The organism is Desulfofarcimen acetoxidans DSM 771 (genome assembly GCF_000024205.1).
Classification (GTDB): domain Bacteria; phylum Bacillota; class Desulfotomaculia; order Desulfotomaculales; family Desulfofarciminaceae; genus Desulfofarcimen; species Desulfofarcimen acetoxidans.
On sequence record NC_013216.1, the window covers coordinates 3,379,886 to 3,396,723 of the forward strand.

The 16,838-nt window shown below is 44.0% G+C and carries 17 protein-coding genes; 2 read left to right on the top strand and 15 right to left on the bottom strand.

Translation table 11 applies throughout. The features are described 5' to 3' along the window. Window positions 1-77 precede the first annotated feature (77 nt). The 15 genes from DTOX_RS15425 to DTOX_RS24495 form a co-directional block, all read right to left on the bottom strand. Window positions 78-2,318 carry a polyribonucleotide nucleotidyltransferase gene (locus DTOX_RS15425; RefSeq protein ID WP_015758614.1) on the bottom strand — a complete coding sequence of 747 codons (2,241 nt, stop codon included), beginning with the start codon at window positions 2,316-2,318 and terminating at the stop codon, window positions 78-80. 312 nt (window positions 2,319-2,630) lie between these two features. Then, entirely contained in the window at window positions 2,631-2,900 is a 270-nt protein-coding gene (gene rpsO / locus DTOX_RS15430; RefSeq protein WP_015758615.1) for a 30S ribosomal protein S15, read from the bottom strand. 91 nt (window positions 2,901-2,991) lie between these two features. Beyond that, window positions 2,992-3,213 carry a hypothetical protein gene (locus DTOX_RS15435; protein WP_015758616.1) on the bottom strand — a complete coding sequence of 74 codons (222 nt, stop codon included), beginning with the start codon at window positions 3,211-3,213 and terminating at the stop codon, window positions 2,992-2,994. 4 nt (window positions 3,214-3,217) lie between these two features. Further along, the gene (locus DTOX_RS15440; RefSeq protein WP_015758617.1) at window positions 3,218-3,445 is read right to left on the bottom strand and encodes a hypothetical protein; all 228 of its coding nucleotides are present in this window, start codon (window positions 3,443-3,445) and stop codon (window positions 3,218-3,220) included. A 127-nt stretch (window positions 3,446-3,572) separates the two neighbouring features. Beyond that, on the bottom strand, window positions 3,573-4,508 hold the full coding sequence (locus DTOX_RS15445) for a bifunctional riboflavin kinase/FAD synthetase (protein ID WP_015758618.1): 936 nt from the start codon (window positions 4,506-4,508) through the stop codon (window positions 3,573-3,575). Between the two features lie 25 nt (window positions 4,509-4,533). Further along, complete coding sequence (truB, locus tag DTOX_RS15450; protein WP_015758619.1) at window positions 4,534-5,463, bottom strand: tRNA pseudouridine(55) synthase TruB; 930 nt, start codon at window positions 5,461-5,463, stop codon at window positions 4,534-4,536. Next, the gene (locus DTOX_RS15455) at window positions 5,460-6,440 is read right to left on the bottom strand and encodes a DHH family phosphoesterase (protein WP_015758620.1); all 981 of its coding nucleotides are present in this window, start codon (window positions 6,438-6,440) and stop codon (window positions 5,460-5,462) included. The genes truB and DTOX_RS15455 overlap by 4 nt, the downstream gene beginning before the upstream one ends. Further along, entirely contained in the window at window positions 6,433-6,792 is a 360-nt protein-coding gene (rbfA, locus tag DTOX_RS15460) for a 30S ribosome-binding factor RbfA (protein WP_015758621.1), read from the bottom strand. Before rbfA ends, DTOX_RS15455 begins: the two co-directional genes overlap by 8 nt. A gap of 13 nt (window positions 6,793-6,805) precedes the next feature. Then, window positions 6,806-9,895, bottom strand: a complete 3,090-nt coding sequence (gene infB, locus DTOX_RS15465; protein ID WP_015758622.1) for a translation initiation factor IF-2 — start codon at window positions 9,893-9,895, stop codon at window positions 6,806-6,808. A gap of 18 nt (window positions 9,896-9,913) precedes the next feature. Next, window positions 9,914-10,240: a L7Ae/L30e/S12e/Gadd45 family ribosomal protein gene (locus DTOX_RS15470; RefSeq protein ID WP_015758623.1), complete on the bottom strand. Its 327-nt coding sequence runs from the start codon at window positions 10,238-10,240 to the stop codon at window positions 9,914-9,916. Beyond that, on the bottom strand, window positions 10,240-10,506 hold the full coding sequence (gene rnpM, locus DTOX_RS15475; protein WP_042317338.1) for an RNase P modulator RnpM: 267 nt from the start codon (window positions 10,504-10,506) through the stop codon (window positions 10,240-10,242). Before rnpM ends, DTOX_RS15470 begins: the two co-directional genes overlap by 1 nt. A 15-nt stretch (window positions 10,507-10,521) precedes the next feature. After that, window positions 10,522-11,667: a transcription termination factor NusA gene (nusA, locus tag DTOX_RS15480; RefSeq protein WP_015758625.1), complete on the bottom strand. Its 1,146-nt coding sequence runs from the start codon at window positions 11,665-11,667 to the stop codon at window positions 10,522-10,524. 25 nt (window positions 11,668-11,692) lie between these two features. After that, window positions 11,693-12,154: a ribosome maturation factor RimP gene (gene rimP, locus DTOX_RS15485; protein WP_015758626.1), complete on the bottom strand. Its 462-nt coding sequence runs from the start codon at window positions 12,152-12,154 to the stop codon at window positions 11,693-11,695. A gap of 728 nt (window positions 12,155-12,882) precedes the next feature. Further along, window positions 12,883-13,797 carry a transposase gene (locus DTOX_RS24490; RefSeq protein ID WP_015758627.1) on the bottom strand — a complete coding sequence of 305 codons (915 nt, stop codon included), beginning with the start codon at window positions 13,795-13,797 and terminating at the stop codon, window positions 12,883-12,885. Between the two features lie 61 nt (window positions 13,798-13,858). Further along, on the bottom strand, window positions 13,859-14,266 hold the full coding sequence (locus DTOX_RS24495; RefSeq protein WP_015758628.1) for a transposase: 408 nt from the start codon (window positions 14,264-14,266) through the stop codon (window positions 13,859-13,861). Window positions 14,267-14,696: 430 nt separating this feature from the next. Here DTOX_RS24495 and DTOX_RS15500 point away from each other — a divergent pair, with 430 nt between their 5' ends. Further along, the gene (locus DTOX_RS15500) at window positions 14,697-16,355 is read left to right on the top strand and encodes a B12-binding domain-containing radical SAM protein (protein ID WP_015758629.1); all 1,659 of its coding nucleotides are present in this window, start codon (window positions 14,697-14,699) and stop codon (window positions 16,353-16,355) included. A gap of 44 nt (window positions 16,356-16,399) precedes the next feature. Then, entirely contained in the window at window positions 16,400-16,831 is a 432-nt protein-coding gene (locus DTOX_RS15505) for a CGGC domain-containing protein (protein WP_015758630.1), read from the top strand. The last annotated feature ends 7 nt before the right edge of the window (window positions 16,832-16,838 follow it).

Below are 16,838 nucleotides of genomic sequence, written 5' to 3' on the forward strand. Positions count from 1 at the left end.
TGCCGCGCTGTGGCGATTTTCATTTTATTACCGGAAATTAAAAAAGCGTGGCCAAGTACTGGACACACGCTGACTTTTTATACTGTTTTACGAGGAGGACGGGCTCCGCCTCTCCTGTGACGGCTTTCCCTGCTGCCGTTTTCCTCTTTACTGCCGTTCTCACTGCTCTGGGCTTCCGCTTCCTTGCCTTCCTGGGGCATCGCTTCTTTTTTAGAAAGCTTGAGACGTCCCATATTATCATTGCCAATAGCCTTAACCAGAATCATATCACCTTCAGCTACTACATCCTCAACTTTATTTACCCTCTGGTGCGCCAGTTGAGATATATGCACCAGACCTTCCTTACCCGGCAGGCCCAGCACTCCAGGAATAATTTCCACAAAACAGCCGAAATCCATTATTTTGACTACCCGGCCCAGATAAATCTGACCGATGACAACTTCCTGTGTCAACTTTTCAATAATACTCAGAGCTTTCTGCCCTGCTTCACGATCTACAGCTGCTACAAATACCCTGCCGTCATCTTCTATATCTATATTGGCACCGGTTTCCTCAACAATTTTCTTTATTGTCTTGCCGCCGGGACCAATTACATCCCTGATCTTGTCAGGATTAATCGTAGTATGAATAATCATGGGCGCGTATTTGGACAATTCCTGGCGCGGGGCAGAGATAACTTCCATCATTTTACCCATGATGTGCATCCTGCCGGTATAAGCCTGCTGCAAAGCCTTTTCCAGAATTTCCTGGGTAACCCCTGCCACTTTAATATCCATCTGCAGCGCATTGATGCCTTTCGCCGTACCGGCAACTTTAAAGTCCATATCGCCCAGAGCGTCTTCCAGGCCTTGAATGTCAGTGAGCACGACAATCTCATCGTCCTCTTTGATTAAACCCATGGCTACACCGGACACGGGAGCTTTAATCGGAACACCTGCATCCATTAAAGCAAGCGTGCTGCCGCAGACACTGCCCATGGAAGTCGAACCGTTAGATTCCAGAGCTTCAGAAACCACGCGAATAGTATAAGGAAACTCTTCCTCACCGGGAATCATAGGTTCCAGAGCACGTCCGGCCAGAGCACCATGACCGATTTCCCTGCGGCCCGGCGAACGCATCATCTTGGTTTCACCGGTACTAAAAGGAGGAAAATTGTAGTGGTGCATGTAGCGCTTAGATTCTTCTGTTCCCAAACCGTCCAGAATCTGCTCCTCAGATATGGCACCCAGCGTAACCACAGACAAAATCTGTGTCTGACCCCTGGTAAATAAACCTGAACCATGCGTACGAGGCAAAACACCGGCCTCCACAGAAATAGGCCTAACCTCATCCAGCGCCCGACCATCCATTCTGATGCGATCCTTAACGATTAACTGCCGCACCAGCTTTTTCTCAATTTTCCTAAACAAGTCTTTTATATCTGACACCTGCTCAGGATACTGCTCAGCAAATTCCAGAACCAGCCTGTCCTTCAACTCATCAAAAAAAGCTTCCCGTGTTTTCTTATCCATACGTTCTTCAACACATTTGCGCACAGCCATTTTTATTTCCGCTTCCATAGTTTCGCCGATAGCCTCGATAAGTTCCTGATTCTCTTCGGGAGCTGCAAATTCCAGCTTGGGCTTGGCCAACTGCTGCTCAATCGCTTCCTGCCTGAACTCATCTATAAAATCAACGATTTGACGAATGACATCGTGACCGTAGGCGATAGCATCCAGCATTACTTCCTCAGTTACTTCATTAGCCCCTGCTTCCACCATCATCACCGCGTCCTTGGTACCTGCCACCACCAGGTGCAGATCACTCTTTGCCGACTGGGCTGCATTGGGGTTGATAATTAATTCACCGTCTACCCTGCCGACAATAACCCCGCCAATAGGACCGTTAAAAGGAGCATCAGATATGGTCAAGGCTGCCGAGGTTCCGATCATTGCCGCCATTTCCGGCGCGTGGTCCTGATCGACCGACATAATGGTATTGATAATCTGCGTCTCATTGCGAAAACCCTTGGGGAATAAAGGTCGTATAGATCTGTCGATCAAACGGCAAGACAATATGGCATTTTCGCTGGGACGGGCTTCCCTCTTAATAAAACCCCCGGGGATTCTTCCTACGGCATAAAGTCTTTCCTCATACTCCACCGTCAAGGGGAAAAAATCAATACCCTCTCTCAGAGTCCTGGACATGGTAGCCGTAGATAATACTACTGTATCACCATAGGCAACCAGAACCGCGCCACCCGCCTGCTTGGCTACTCTACCGGTTTCAATAGTTAACACCCGGCCGCCTATGTTTAATTCTTTCTTTAAAATTGACATATGTACCTCCCAAAAACTAAAAATCCTACGAGTAATTATCTATAGTATTACCTGTATTATTTAAAATAATAACCTTCAATACAATCCTTGCTTGTCCCTTCACACCATAGATATGGCAAGAAGCGGGTAGCACCCCGCTTCTTTCATGCTCTAGAAAATTATGCTTATGATGAATCTGTTGATAAATCATTGTTTAATATAAGCACATATTTATATTGGATAAGCAAGATTAGTACTGCATAATTTCCGACGAGTACAAGTGCCTGTGGCTGCTCGAAAGCCGCTTAAAGCTACTTTCTTGTAACATAAATACTACTTACGCAAACCAAGCTTACCGATTATAGCACGATACCTTTCAAAGTTACGATCCCGCAGATAATTGAGCAGGGCTCTTCTTTGTCCTACCATCATTAAAAGACCACGGCGGGAATGGTGATCCTTCTTGTGGATCTTAAGATGCTCAGTTAAATAATTGATCTTTTCAGTCAGAATTGCAATTTGCACTTCCGGTGAACCGGTATCATTTTCATGCACCTTAAATTTGTCTATGATATTGCGTTTTTGTTCTACGTTTAGTGCCATAATGTTCACCTCCTCCTAATTTCTTAAATCGCTGTTAGCCAAGATAATCGCCGGAGATAACGCATTCCCTAGCTAGCAGTTCATATAATTATTATTTCCCGATTATTGTAATCACTAGTCGCCCATCAGGAATATCTTTAGCAACAATATCAAAAATACGGCCGGATTTAGCAATAAAACCTCTGAATCTGGTAGCTGTAGGTACTTTTCCCGGAATTCCCACAGCGGCGTCAAATATATCACCAGCTGTAATTTTCTCCTGCCTCATATCTTTAAGACGCTTACGGGCATGCTCGGTTATAATAACCTTCATTCGACTAAGCCCTGGATCTGTACGCTTTATCATCATCTTCTTCCTGTGCCAAAAAAGCATATAAAGCATCTTGAAAAGCGACTAGACGCACATTATCCATATCAGATTTAAGGTATATACTTTCCAGCTCTTTCTTTAAGTTTTGAAATTCTTCGCTAAGGCAAATCACAGCTATATGATTAAGCCATTTTTTGATTTCTTCTTCGGGCGAATCAAGGTTTGGAACTCCCATTGATAAACGTCTCCTTTCCAATAACCGGGACGCTTAACGCGTTTATTTTAGCACATTTTGCTACCGAAGTAAACGCCTTGTTATATCAAAATTATATTTGATACTTTTATATATTATGCTATTCTTTTTAATCCACAACACAAATTCTCGCTTCACCAATATCTGTTTTAATCTGCGCCACCAGTTCCCCCACAGAATTAAATCTCTTCTCGCCTCTCAAGCGGCGAATAAAGGAAACCTTAATAGTTTGTCCATACAAATCCGCTGAAAAGTCCAGCAGGTGAACTTCCAAACAGCGAGCACCGGCAAACCCGTGAAAGGTCGGCTTGGTGCCAATGTTGGCCACTGCCGGGTACTTGCAGCCGCCCAACTCAACATGAACAGCATAAACACCGTTGTCAGGCACCACCAGATCGCTGTCAAGTTCCAGGTTAGCTGTGGGAAAGCCCAGAGTATTGCCGCGCCTCTCTCCATAAACAACTTCACCCTGAATAAAAGGGACGTAACCCAAGAACTTTGCGGCATTTCCTACTTCACCTTTTTCTATTAGACCCCGGATAAGTGTACTGTTGACCACCTGCTCACCCACACAAACCGGCGGAACTACATGAACATCAAAGCCGTAAGTACCGCCATAAGACTTCAGCAAATCAGGAGTTCCTAAACCACGGCAACCAAAAGTATAATTATAACCAACAAAAACGCCCTTCACACCCAGCTCACCATATAAAATATCCTTGATAAAGGTATCAGGTGCCAAACAGGCAAAATCACGATCAAAAGGCATTACCAACAAAACCTCAACGCCCAATCCTTCCATAAATTCCTGTTTGTTTGTCTGACTTAAAAGCATTAACGGAGCTTCTGCCGGCTGCAAAACAGCCAGAGGATGCGGGTAAAAAGTCATCACTGCCGGTACCCCGCCTCTTTGCCTGGCCACATCAACCAAGTCACTGATTAATTTCTGGTGACCGATATGAATACCATCAAAATTACCCAGGCCAAGATATATCTGATTGTATTTCTCTTTCAATAGCCCCTGCCGGCTATAATACACATCCACTGTCAATAACCCTCCCGCGCAGTAATTAAACTAATACCTTAAACGGTTGAAATATGTATTTGGTGATACCTTCTTTTTCTTCTGACATTACTCTGGCTAAAGCCAATAACTTATCTCCCGAGCGCAAACGCACAATTTGATCTTCTGCCAGGCAGCCGGGCATTTCCTTTATTCCGGGAAGGTATAACCTGTTTCCCGCCTTCACTGCTGCAACCGCGCTTTCCCGGACCTGCACTGCCACCATATCACTCAAAACCAGGTCAATAGGCAGCATTGCCCGGTTAAGCAGGCCCTTGTCCGCGTATTCCTTTAATTCCTCCAGCGTCACGGATTTCGAAAGGTCAAATACTCCTACCCTGGTTCTGATCAAAAAAGACATGTACCCGCCATAACCAAGCCTTTGCCCCAGATCATGGCAAATGGTTCTGACATAAGTGCCTTTTGAGCAGGTTACTTCAAATAAAACCCTGGGGGCAGGTGTTCCCAGGTCCTCGTAGTCAAGCAATTTAATTGAATATACATTTATCCTGCGCGCTTCACGTTCCAGCCGCTGCCCGGCTCGGGCCAGCTCATAAAGTTTTTTCCCCTGAACTTTAACAGCCGAAAACATAGGTACGATTTGCTCCTGACTGCCGACAAAAGTCATTAGCATGGCTTCAATATCACCGACGGCAAGACAGGAAGCATCCCGTACCTCCAGAACCCGGCCAAAACTGTCCTGTGTATCGGTACTGGCTCCCAAAGTGCATTCGGCACGGTAACACTTATCATAAGAAATCAGGTATTCGGCAACCCGCGTGGCCTTACCCACACACACCGGCAGTACCCCTGCCGCACCCGGATCCAGGGTTCCCGTATGCCCGACTTTCTTAATCCCTGTTAAACGACGAATATAATTAACTATATCATGCGAAGTCATTCCGGGTGGTTTTAAAACATTAATTATCCCGTTCATTCAACCACATTCCTTAAAAGCGCCTGCTTGACCATAAATATTACCGTTTCCTCTACCTCGGAAAGTTTTCCTGAAAGCCTGCACCCGGAAGCCAGAACATGCCCCCCGCCGCCAAAGGCACCGGCAATCTTATTGACATCAATACTTCCTTTAGAACGAAAACTTATTTTAAAAAGTTCCTCATCTATTTCCTGAAAGAACAGAGCTACTTCCACACCCTTAATCATCCGCGGGTAGTTGATTAAGTTCTCACAATCCTCATCCGCCGCAGATATTTCATCCAGCATCTCTCTGGTCAGAATAATCCAGGCCAGCCTGCCTCCGGCATCCATCCTAAGATTATTCAGCGCAGCGCCCAGCGTCTTCAAATGAGTCAGAGATCTCTCCCCGTACAAACTAATACCGACAGCCGGGACATCAACACCCGATGCCAGCAGGCGCGCTGCCCGGAGATGAGTATCCGCAGTTGTGTTGCTGTACTGAAAGGAACCCGTATCAGTGATAATAGCCGTGTATAGACAAACAGCAATTTCAGGGTCAAAATATATCTCCATTAATTCCAGCAAATCGTAGACAATTTCACCCGTTGCTGCCGCAGCCGGATCAATATAATAATAATCCGCCGCACACCGGACAAAAGGATGATGATCAAGTACAATAATCTGATCTGCTGTTTTTGACAATTCCCCCATGGCCGGTCCCAGACGCTCCTGCTCTGAACAATCCAACATAATAAAAATCTCAGTCTCAGGCATAGAGCTGCCGACAGTAATAATCCTGTCTGCAGCAGGCAGGAAAAACAGGTTTTCCGGTACCGGATTAGGACTGGCCATAATTACATCCTTGCCCAGCCTTTGCAAACCCAGCCCTAAGGCCAGTACCGAACCGATAGAATCTCCGTCAGGATTGACGTGACCGCAGAGGAAAAACCGCCGGGTACGGTGAATTACCTCGGCAATCTCCGCTAAACTATTCATGCATCCCTTCCCCTTGAACCTGCACATCTTGCAGCAATTTCATGATCTTCGTCCCATGCGCGATAGATTGGTCAGAGATAAAAGCTAACTCCGGCACATGACGCAGTCTAATTCTACGTCCTATTTCAGCCCGGATAAAACCGTTAGCCCGAGACAGCGCCTCCACAGTAGCTTTCTGTTCCTCCTCCGTACCCAGCACACTGACAAAAATCTTTGCAAAACTTAAGTCTCGCGATACCTCCACAGAAGTTATGGAGGTAAAACCTATACGGGGATCCTTTAATTCATTGATAATCATATCCGATACTTCTTTTTTTATTGACTCAGCCAAGCGTTCCGGTCGATGTGCCATATTTAAAATCCTCCTAAGCCAGTTCCCTTTTAACAGCCTCTGAAGTAAACGCTTCGATAAAGTCGTGCTCTCTCAAGTCATTAAATTTTTCCAGCATAATACCGCACTCATAGCCTTGACTCACTTCTTTTACATCATCCTTAAACCGTTTTAAGGAATCCATTTTACCTTCATGAATAACAATGCCGTCCCTAATTACCCTGATGCCCGCATCACGGGTGATCTTACCCTCAGTAACATAACAACCGGCAATAGTACCGACTTTAGATACCTTAAACAGCTGCCGCACTTCCACACGGCCCAGTACAACCTCTTTAAACTCGGGATCTAAGAGGCCGCTCATAGCAGCCTTAATATCATCAATGGCATCATAAATAACCCGATACAACCTGATATCCACCTGTTCAGCTTCCGCGGCCTTGCGAACGTTGCTATCAGGGCGCACGTTAAAACCAATAACAATAGCGTTAGACGCCGAAGCCAGCATAATATCTGTTTCCGTTACGGCACCTACCCCACCGTGTATCAAATTAATCTTAACCTCGTCAGTACTAAGGCGATCCAGGGACTGCTTTAATGCCTCAACCGAGCCCTGAACGTCCGCCTTAACAATAATTGTTAATTCTTTAACGTTACCGGCCTGAATTTGCTTAAACAGGTCATCGAGAGATACTCTAGGCGCTACTTTCAGTTCTTCCTCACGCTTCTTGCTCAAGCGTTTCTCGGCCACATACCTGGCCAATTTTTCATCATCCAGAGCCTGGAAAATATCCCCGGCTTGCGGTACATCATGAAAACCCAGAACCACTACCGGTTGAGACGGCTCAGCTTTTTCCACCTTACGGCCTCTCTCATCCATCATAGCCCGTACCTTACCAAAGGCAGCACCGGAAACAATGGAATCTCCTACACGCAGAGTCCCGTTTTGCACCAGCAGGGTAGCCACCGGACCACGTGCCTTATCCAGCTCAGCCTCAATAATAGTACCCTTAGCCGGGCGGTTCGGATTGGCCTTGAGCTCCGCCATTTCAGAAACCAGCAGAATCATTTCCAAAAGCTCATCAATGCCTTCTCTTTTCAAAGCGGAAACGTTAACACTGATAGTATCCCCGCCCCACTCTTCAACCACCAGTTCGTGCTTGGTTAATTCCTGCTTGACTTTTTCCGGCACAGCATTGTCTTTATCGATTTTGTTGACTGCCACTATAATTGGGACACCTGCTGCTTTAGCGTGGTTAATCGCTTCTATAGTCTGAGGCATAACACCGTCGTCAGCCGCCACTACCAAAATGGCAATATCGGTAACCTTGGCTCCACGCGCCCGCATGGCCGTAAAAGCTTCATGGCCCGGTGTATCCACAAAAGTAATCTTCTTGTTATTGCGCTCCACCTGATAAGCACCGATATGCTGGGTAATACCGCCTGCTTCGGTAGAGGTTACATTAGTCTCCCGGATGGCATCCAGCAAGGAGGTTTTACCGTGATCTACGTGTCCCATAACTGTAACAACACAGGGCCTGGGCAACAAATCTTCCGGTTTATCCTCAGTCTCGGCTGCCAAAAGCATGGTTTCTTCATTTTCTTCCGGCTTGATATTAATCTCAAAACCGAAATCATCAGCTATAATCTGAACCGTCTCCGCGTCAATTTCCTGGTTAATAGTGGCCATTATACCAAGGCCCATTAATTTCTTAATCACTTCCGCAGCAGTTTTGCCTATCCTGGAAGCAAAGTCTTGCACAGAAACCACTTCCGGTATACTAATGGGCTTTTTCTGCTGTATAGTAGATATGACTTTATCCTGTTTAGGCCCGCCATATTTATTTTTCTTGGTAGTTCTTCTCCGATCACTGGGAGAAACAATTTTCCGCTCGCTGAACTTACTCTTATCCCGCTGATCTTTACCGGCAAATTTCTCCTGAGCTTTCTGACGCTCAAAACTTTTGGCCTTTTCCTCGGCCTTATTGCGGCTATCGATCAAAGCAGCCGGATCCGGTTTAGGCATGCGCACAGCGGCATTTTTATCCGCTTGGGCTGACTTGCCCTTATATCCCCCTTGAGGCCTGCCCCCGGCCTGTTGCCCGCTCTTATACCCGCCGGCCGGCCGGCCTCCGGCTGACTGCCCGCTCTTATTATACCCACCACCGGGCGGCCTGCCTGAACCCTGTTGACCTCCGCTATAACCACCGCTGGGTCTGCCCGAACCCTGCTGGCCGCTGTTATAACCGCCGCTGGGCCTGCCTGCGGCACCCTGCTGACCGCTGTTATAGCCACCGCCGGGCCTCGCGGCACCCTGCTGGCCGCTGTTATAGCCACCGCCGGACCTGCCCGCGGTACCCTGTTGGCCGCTGTTATAACCGCCGGCAGGTCTGCCTGCTCCTTGCTGACTACCGGACCTGCTCGCGCCCTGCTGGCCGCTGCTGTAACCGCCGGAAGTTCTTCCTCCGCCCTGCTGATTGTTATGAGCATTGTAGGGTCTGCCTGAAGCAGGTTTACCCGCACCTTGCTGACCGCTGTTGTAACTGCCGCCGGAAGCCCTGCCTGCGGAACCGGCGCTAGCTCTACCTTGAGAGCTGCCCCCGTCAGTATTGGCGTTATCTCTGGGTTGCCCCTGCCCTTGAGCAGGCCTGTTACCCTGGTAAGGCCGACCGCCCTGGTTAGAACGGTTAGACTGGCCCGAGCGATTAGCTCCCGAAGCTGCTCCCGCACCCTGACTTTTTCCGGTCTGCCCGGCACCGGCTTCCTGCTTGGGCCGGTCTAAAAATCTCTTGTCAGGAGGGCGCTGGGGCACACGATCAACCAAACCGGGACCCTGATCCTGGAATGTTTTACGGGTTTCCTGGCTTGAATTCTGACGTCCTTCCTGCCCCGCATCCGTTCTCTTTTTAGTTTCAACCTCAGTTCTGGTGTTATTAGTAGACTGGTTTATCGTTTCTACCCCTCCCTTATTATCAAATTTTTGACGCAATTTCTCCACCTGGTCGGTTTCCAGCATACTCATGTGCGATTTACCCGATACACCCATGGCATCTAAAAACTCAATTACTTTTTTGCTTTCTATATTAAGCTCTTTAGCTACTTCATGAATTCGTTTTTTTACCATAGAATCACCTCCGAAAAATTATAACTTTACAACTGACACCCCTCCATTCTCAGCCGCTTTCAGCACGCCTTGAGCAAAATCATCACCTATAACAACCGCTACTGAACGAGGTGTTTTGCCTATTGAGCCACCCAAATCTGCTTTTGTCGAACATTCGAGCAGCGGTATCTTATATTTTAGGGCAAGTTGTTTAAAGTTGTTGCTTGTTCTTTCTGAGCAGTCACCGGCTATTAATAATAACTTGCCTTTCCCACCGGCAACAGCATCTTTGACGGCTAAATCTCCGGACACAAGCTTACCTGCCCGACAGGCCAGCCCAAGCAACTGGTACATTGGCTGCAGCATTATTTCACCAACCCCTGCTTCAAAACATCAATTATCTCAGGAGAAACTGAATGATGCAAGGCTTTTTCCAAACGCCTTGCTTTAATAGCTTTTTGCAGGCATTCCAGACTGGGACAAACGTAAGCACCCCTGCCGGCACGTTTACCCGTCGGATCTATTTCTATAGAATTTTCGGGAGTTTTCACTACCCTGATCATTTCCTTTTTCGGCTTCATCTCCTGACAACCAACACACATACGCTGAGGTATTTTTCTTACTTTAGGCACCATAAAACACCTCGCTTAAAAGTCTTCTGCCTGATACAGGTCAAGTTCTGACATACCTGAATCTTCCAAATCATTGTGCGCATGGGATTCCTCATCATAAGCCTCTCCGTATCCCTCGGGATAAAGAGCCGCCATCTGGGATTCACTTTTAATATCTATTTTGCATCCAGTCAACTTGGCTGCCAGACGGGCATTCTGGCCTTCCTTGCCGATAGCCAGAGACAACTGGTAGTCAGGCACCACTACCCTGGCAACTTTCTCATCCTCCCAGATTTCCACGGCTACCACTTTAGCGGGGCTAAGCGAGCTGGCCACATATTTGGATGCGTCAGGATCCCATTTTATTATATCAATCTTTTCCCCATTAAGTTCATTGACAATATTTTGCACCCTGGCACCCTTGGGACCTACACAGGCGCCTACCGGGTCAACATTTTCATCCTTGGAGTAAACAGCAATTTTGGATCTGGCTCCGGCCTCTCTGGCCACTGATTTAAGTTCCACAATACCTTCCTCAAGTTCAGGAACTTCCAATTCAAAAAGTCTCTTTAAAAGACCGGGATGGGTTCGGGACACATAAATCTGCGGTCCCTTGGTAGTTTTGCGAACTTCCACAATATATGCCTTAATACGGTCTCCATGCTTATATGTTTCATTCGGCATCTGCTCGGAAGGAGTCAATATAGCCTCTGTTTTGCCTAGTTCAATATATATGTTCTTTTGCTCAATACGCTGCACAACACCGGTAATTATATCCGACTCGCGACTGGAAAAGGTTTCATAAATAATATTTCGTTCTGCCTCGCGTATACGCTGCACCACTACCTGTTTGGCAGTCTGGGCGGCAATACGGCCAAAATTCCTGGGCGTAACTTCATTCTCCACCACATCTCCCAGTTCAAATCTGGGATCAATTTTTTGGGCATCCGCTAAAGTAATTTCCAGCCGATCATCCTGAACTTCTTCAGTAACGGTTCTCTGGGAATAAACCTTAAAATCACCCGTTTCCCGGTCTATATGTACTCTGGCGTTTTGTAAGGAACCGAAATTCCTTTTATAGGCAGACAACAGGGCTGCTTCGATAGCATCAATCAGCACATCAACAGCAATCCCTTTCTCCCTTTCCAATTCCCTCAAAGCATCCAAAAACTCCGTGTTCATGCTTATTACTTCCCTCCTGAAAACATCAAATGTCCACCGCCAGCCGGGCCGAAGCTACCTGATCAACCGGTATTACGTATTCCGTACCGTCAACGTTTATAATGACGCCTTGTTCCGACAGGCCATCCAATCGGCCTGAAAAACTTTTCTTCCCATTAAAAGGAGCATAGGTAGTCACAACAACCTCATACCCACAAAAACGCTCATAATCAGCGGCCTTTTTTAACGGTCTGTCTAAACCAGGGGAAGATACTTCTAAAATATAAGCATGAGGAATCGGGTCCTTCTCATCCATCAACCGGCTAACTTTCTGAGACACTGCCTGGCAATCATCCACAAAAATACCACCCGTCTTATCGATAAATATGCGCAGGTACCATTGGCTCCCTTCCTTGACATATTCAACATCGACAAGTTCCATAGCCATTTCTTCAACAACCGGCGCAACTAAACCTTCGACAATATCAGCCAGTTTGTTTTTAGCCAACTCGGGCCCTCCTTTGTTACTACTAAAAATACCGGCAAAATAATACGAAAGAGTGGGCATTGACCCACTCTCCTCTAACCGAATCAGAGATTGACCTTGAAACCACACCAATAATAGTATAACATACAAAACTTACTGTGACAAGTAACAGCTGCATTTTGCAGACTTATCTTCTTAGTATAAGTAGTATCTCCTTAAAATAACTTTTTATTTACCATAATAACTTTGAAATCTTATAGAAATTAATTAATAATACCCATTCATACACAATTATAGCCCTATTAAACATAACAGGTAGACACTTACATATTATTATGATAATATTTCAGAAACTTAGTCATTGTTACTAAGTTTAATAGTTGAGAAAGGTGGTGATCTTGATGGAAGAGATTCGCAATGAAAATGCTCTGCCCGTTGGAGTAGGTTACTAATTTTCTCTTAGAGTATGAGAGTTCGGGGAATTCCTCCGAACTCTCATTAGTAAGTCTACAAAATTTGCGATATACAAACCATAACATGATTCCATATAAAAAACCATATTTACGAGTATATTCAATAAACATTAATTGCCATATGCAAGTTACAAGATAGACTACAAGAATATGTAAGTGCAATGATCAAGAAAAATTAGATAGATACAAAAAGTGCATATCAAAGAAACCTTTATTACGGCATTTTTAAAAAGGTCCAAAGGAACTGAATATGTAAATTAACCCATAAAATATCATTTATGCGGCAAATCTTGCAAGAGCGGGAAAAATGTCAGTGATAGACAAGGCTTTTTCCTTAGCCCATGCATCAATAAAAGAACAGAATGAACCAAGAAACACCCTAACTATTCTGCGTTCTTTTGAATAGACGACAGCAGATTCAGAGTTAAAATCAATATTAATTCTGTCCCAGACTCTTTCAGTGGTAGAGCGCCTTTTGTAAATCTGTTTCCACTCATCCGAACCTCTTACGATAGGAGTAAAGAATCTGGGGTTGTCCATTGTTTTAGTATAAAATGTTTTATTGCTGTGTGCAGGACACTTGATACAGGCGTCACACTGCACAGGGAAAAGCCACTTTCTTCTGTAGGATTTAGACATAAGGCCCCAGTTGCGTAGTTGGTGTCCTAAACATTTACAGTGGGGGACCCCGTTCTTATCAAGTTCCACAAGTTCATTGACCACTTCGGGCTTAGAAGAACGGGAATTAAGGTCAATAACAGGTTTGATACCATAATGCATATTCAAAAGATAAAACGCGTTGGCATCATAAGCAGAATCAAAAGCAGCAGAATAAAAATTTATTTTCGGATACAAGTCAACAAGCTCTTTAAGTGCATAAACACCGGTTACAGAATCATGACGCTCACCAGTAACACATTTAATATGGATAGGTAAGCTGTAGAACGAGTCACAAGCCGTAAAGCCATGGAATGTATGGCCATAATAGTATTGCTCATTATAGCTGTCCCACCCCCATGAGGCAGTGGGGTCAGAGAATAAGCGAGGGCAGTCGCAATGTTCACCTGGTTTTAGCTTGCAGTTGCAAACTTTTTTACCATAGGGGGAAGCATTAGTAGGCATACAGGTGCCATCACCGGCGGTATTAAATTTATTGATGTCTCCAAGGATACCCATAGACAAGGAGGGCATAACAAAAACCTCCTTTAGGATATGATTTAAAGTAGTTTCCAGATTATCAGGAAGTTTGGAGTTATTTATACTTTAAGACTCTATCCACCAAGCGATTAACCACGCCGGGCTTTGAAGAATCCATTTTCTTATTTTTCTTTTGCTTCTCTTTAGGCTTGCGCTTAGACTTACGCAGTTTGGATTTGTAAAGAATGCGGTCTTTACGGATCAGCCTATCCATAAAATCATAAAAAGTACCAACACCCGGAATAGGATCCGCCGGAATATCGCTAACTTTGCCGGAAGAAAAGCAAGCAGGCAAAAAACCAGACAAAATAGCATAAACGGGATCGGACTTTAAAGTATCCACCCACTTGGCAATGCTGGTTTCACCCGTAAGTGTCATAAGGATAAGCGAGCGAAACATGGCAACCGGATCTTTGGGGGGAGCTCCCCGATTAGAGCTTGAATACTGGCTTTTAATAAGCATAACAATGCCGGTAAGATCAGCAGTCCACAGTTTAGTAATTAGAGAAGACCTGGTTAAGAGAGTAATATACTGACCGGTCGAAATATAATAACGGGTTAGAAAGTCTGAACAAAATCTTGATACTGCTCATGAACATACTTGACAACTAACATAAAACTACTCCCAAAGGACTATTTATAGGAAATATCTTCTAATGTCCATTATGGGGCGATTTCGAATTTGTCAAGTGACAAAAAACACGTATAAGCCGTTATATGGCTAAAATAGGATGATAAATATCGCCTATAATAGCTAATATATAATATTTAGCCACAATCCAAAACTTATGGTTTTTTGAGGTGAAGCTAAAAAGGCAAAAAATAAAGCCTTTAGTTTTAAGGCTTCAAGACTTTTCGAATGTACACTAATTTACCAAACAGAGGTGATTATTTTGAGCTTGGATGTTCTTTTGATAAACCCTCCCTTTAGACTATTGCCACCTTTCAAATATAAATTAATTGATCCTCCTCGAAATCTAGCTTTACTAGCTGCCGTTCTCAGAGAAAATAACTACAGTGTTAGAATACTAGATATGCCTATTGAAGAACTTGATTTCGAATCAATAGCCCCCACCTTACAGAAACTAGAACCGAGAATAGTTGGTATATTAAACAGATCCAGCTATAGTTTTCCCATAGTCTGTAAAGTTGCTAAAATAGTAAAGGAGTTTTCCAATAACATTATAGTAACAGTTGGAGGCACATATGTATCATATATGCCTGAAGAAGCTCTTAACACCTGTCACGATATTGATATAGTAGTTATGGGTGAAGGGGAAGTTCCTTTATTAAAATTAGTGAGTAACGTTTTATTAAATCAAGAGTACGAAAACATAGAAGGATTAGCTTACCGTAAGAATAACGATGTAATTAAAATTGGGGGTCCTATTCCGGTAGACCTAAGTACAGTACCATTACCAGCTATAGACTTAATCCCTACTCCTCTTTATGTTGCCAGAAGAGAAAGATATATACTTGAACTAAGCCGTGGCTGCACAAACGCCTGTCCTTATTGCACTTCTTCTTTCATAAAAAAGCATGTTCGCTATCGTGATTGTGTTCAGATAATTAGTGAGATTGAACAAGCATATAAAGCAGGTTTCAGAAAATTTTATTTTGTTGATGATGTTTTTCTTAACAATAAACCTTTAGTTATAGAGGTCTGTCGGGAAATTGTTAATAATAAATTTGATATAACTTGGCCTTGCATGTCTCGAATTGATCATATAGACGAAGAGACTCTTTACTGGATGAAACTTGCGGGGTGTGAGATTATCGCCTTTGGAATAGAGACTGTTTCTCAAAATACCTTAGAGCAAATTGGAAAATCAGACTTATCCGATAAAATTCAAAATACTTTTGCTACAGTTAAAAAACATGGAATAAGGGCACTTGCTTTTGTAATGTTTGGAATGCCCTTAAGCACGTTAAGGGATGAATTGCTCACAATAAACTTCCTTTCGAGATTACAACCTGATGCAATAGGTGTTTTTAGCTTTAAACCATATCCCGGAACAGTATACTACTTTGATCCAGAAAAATACGGTTTAAATATTACCGACAGAAATCTGAGTCGCTGGTCACAGCTTGACGAACCTACACATGAAACGAAACATTTAACAAGAGAAGAAATTATTGAGTGTATGGTAGTATGCAATTATATATTCAGAACAGGTGGTACCTTTTCTATAGGAGATAAATACAGGCGACGTCGTGGTGTACAAGTTTTTAAAACTGGGGAAGGGGGCATTTTATATAATCCTTACCTACCACCTGAGAAAAGAAAAACAGACATGTATCTAAACTGCATAAAATTAACACCAGTTAATTATCAAATCTTGTATCATCTTGATGGCTACCATACTGTAGACGAGATTTCAAGCCTTATTCAGAAATTGGAGAATATCTCTCAGGCGCAAGCTAAAAACCACATAGAGGAATGTTTATCCAAAGCAATGGAACTGGAACTAATCGAATTAATACCTGATATTATGGCCGGAAATGATACTTTTAACAGGGGGGCTTTAATCTATGGTGGCGGATTAGTATAATCCACGGCTATAATTAGTTTCTTATAACAAAGGAGGTTTTATCTTTGTCACGTATCGGTATTATAAATTGCTCAAATATAGCTGGAGAGTTGGATTGTGCAGCTGTAGTTTGCTTGGGAGACATGAGAAAGAGAAAAGGTTTTTTTAATAGCTATAGTAAAGAAGAATCCCTGGAACTGATAGGTATTATTTCTTGTGCCGGTTGCCCAACTGCAATCTTTCCCGAAAAAATATTACGAAAAGTCGATGCCATTGCAAGTTTTCGTGTTGACGCTATTCACTTTAGCTATTGCATGGTAAACTTATGTCCGTTTATAAATAAATATGTTGATGTTATATCAGCAGTTTACCCTGACATCAAACTGGTTATGGGTACTCATACCCCGCATGATAAAGATAAATTTCATAGCAGTGTTAAGAAATGTCTAACTCGTGTAGGCAAGAATGCTACGGATATCATTAAAGGTAATGTTTAAACTACTA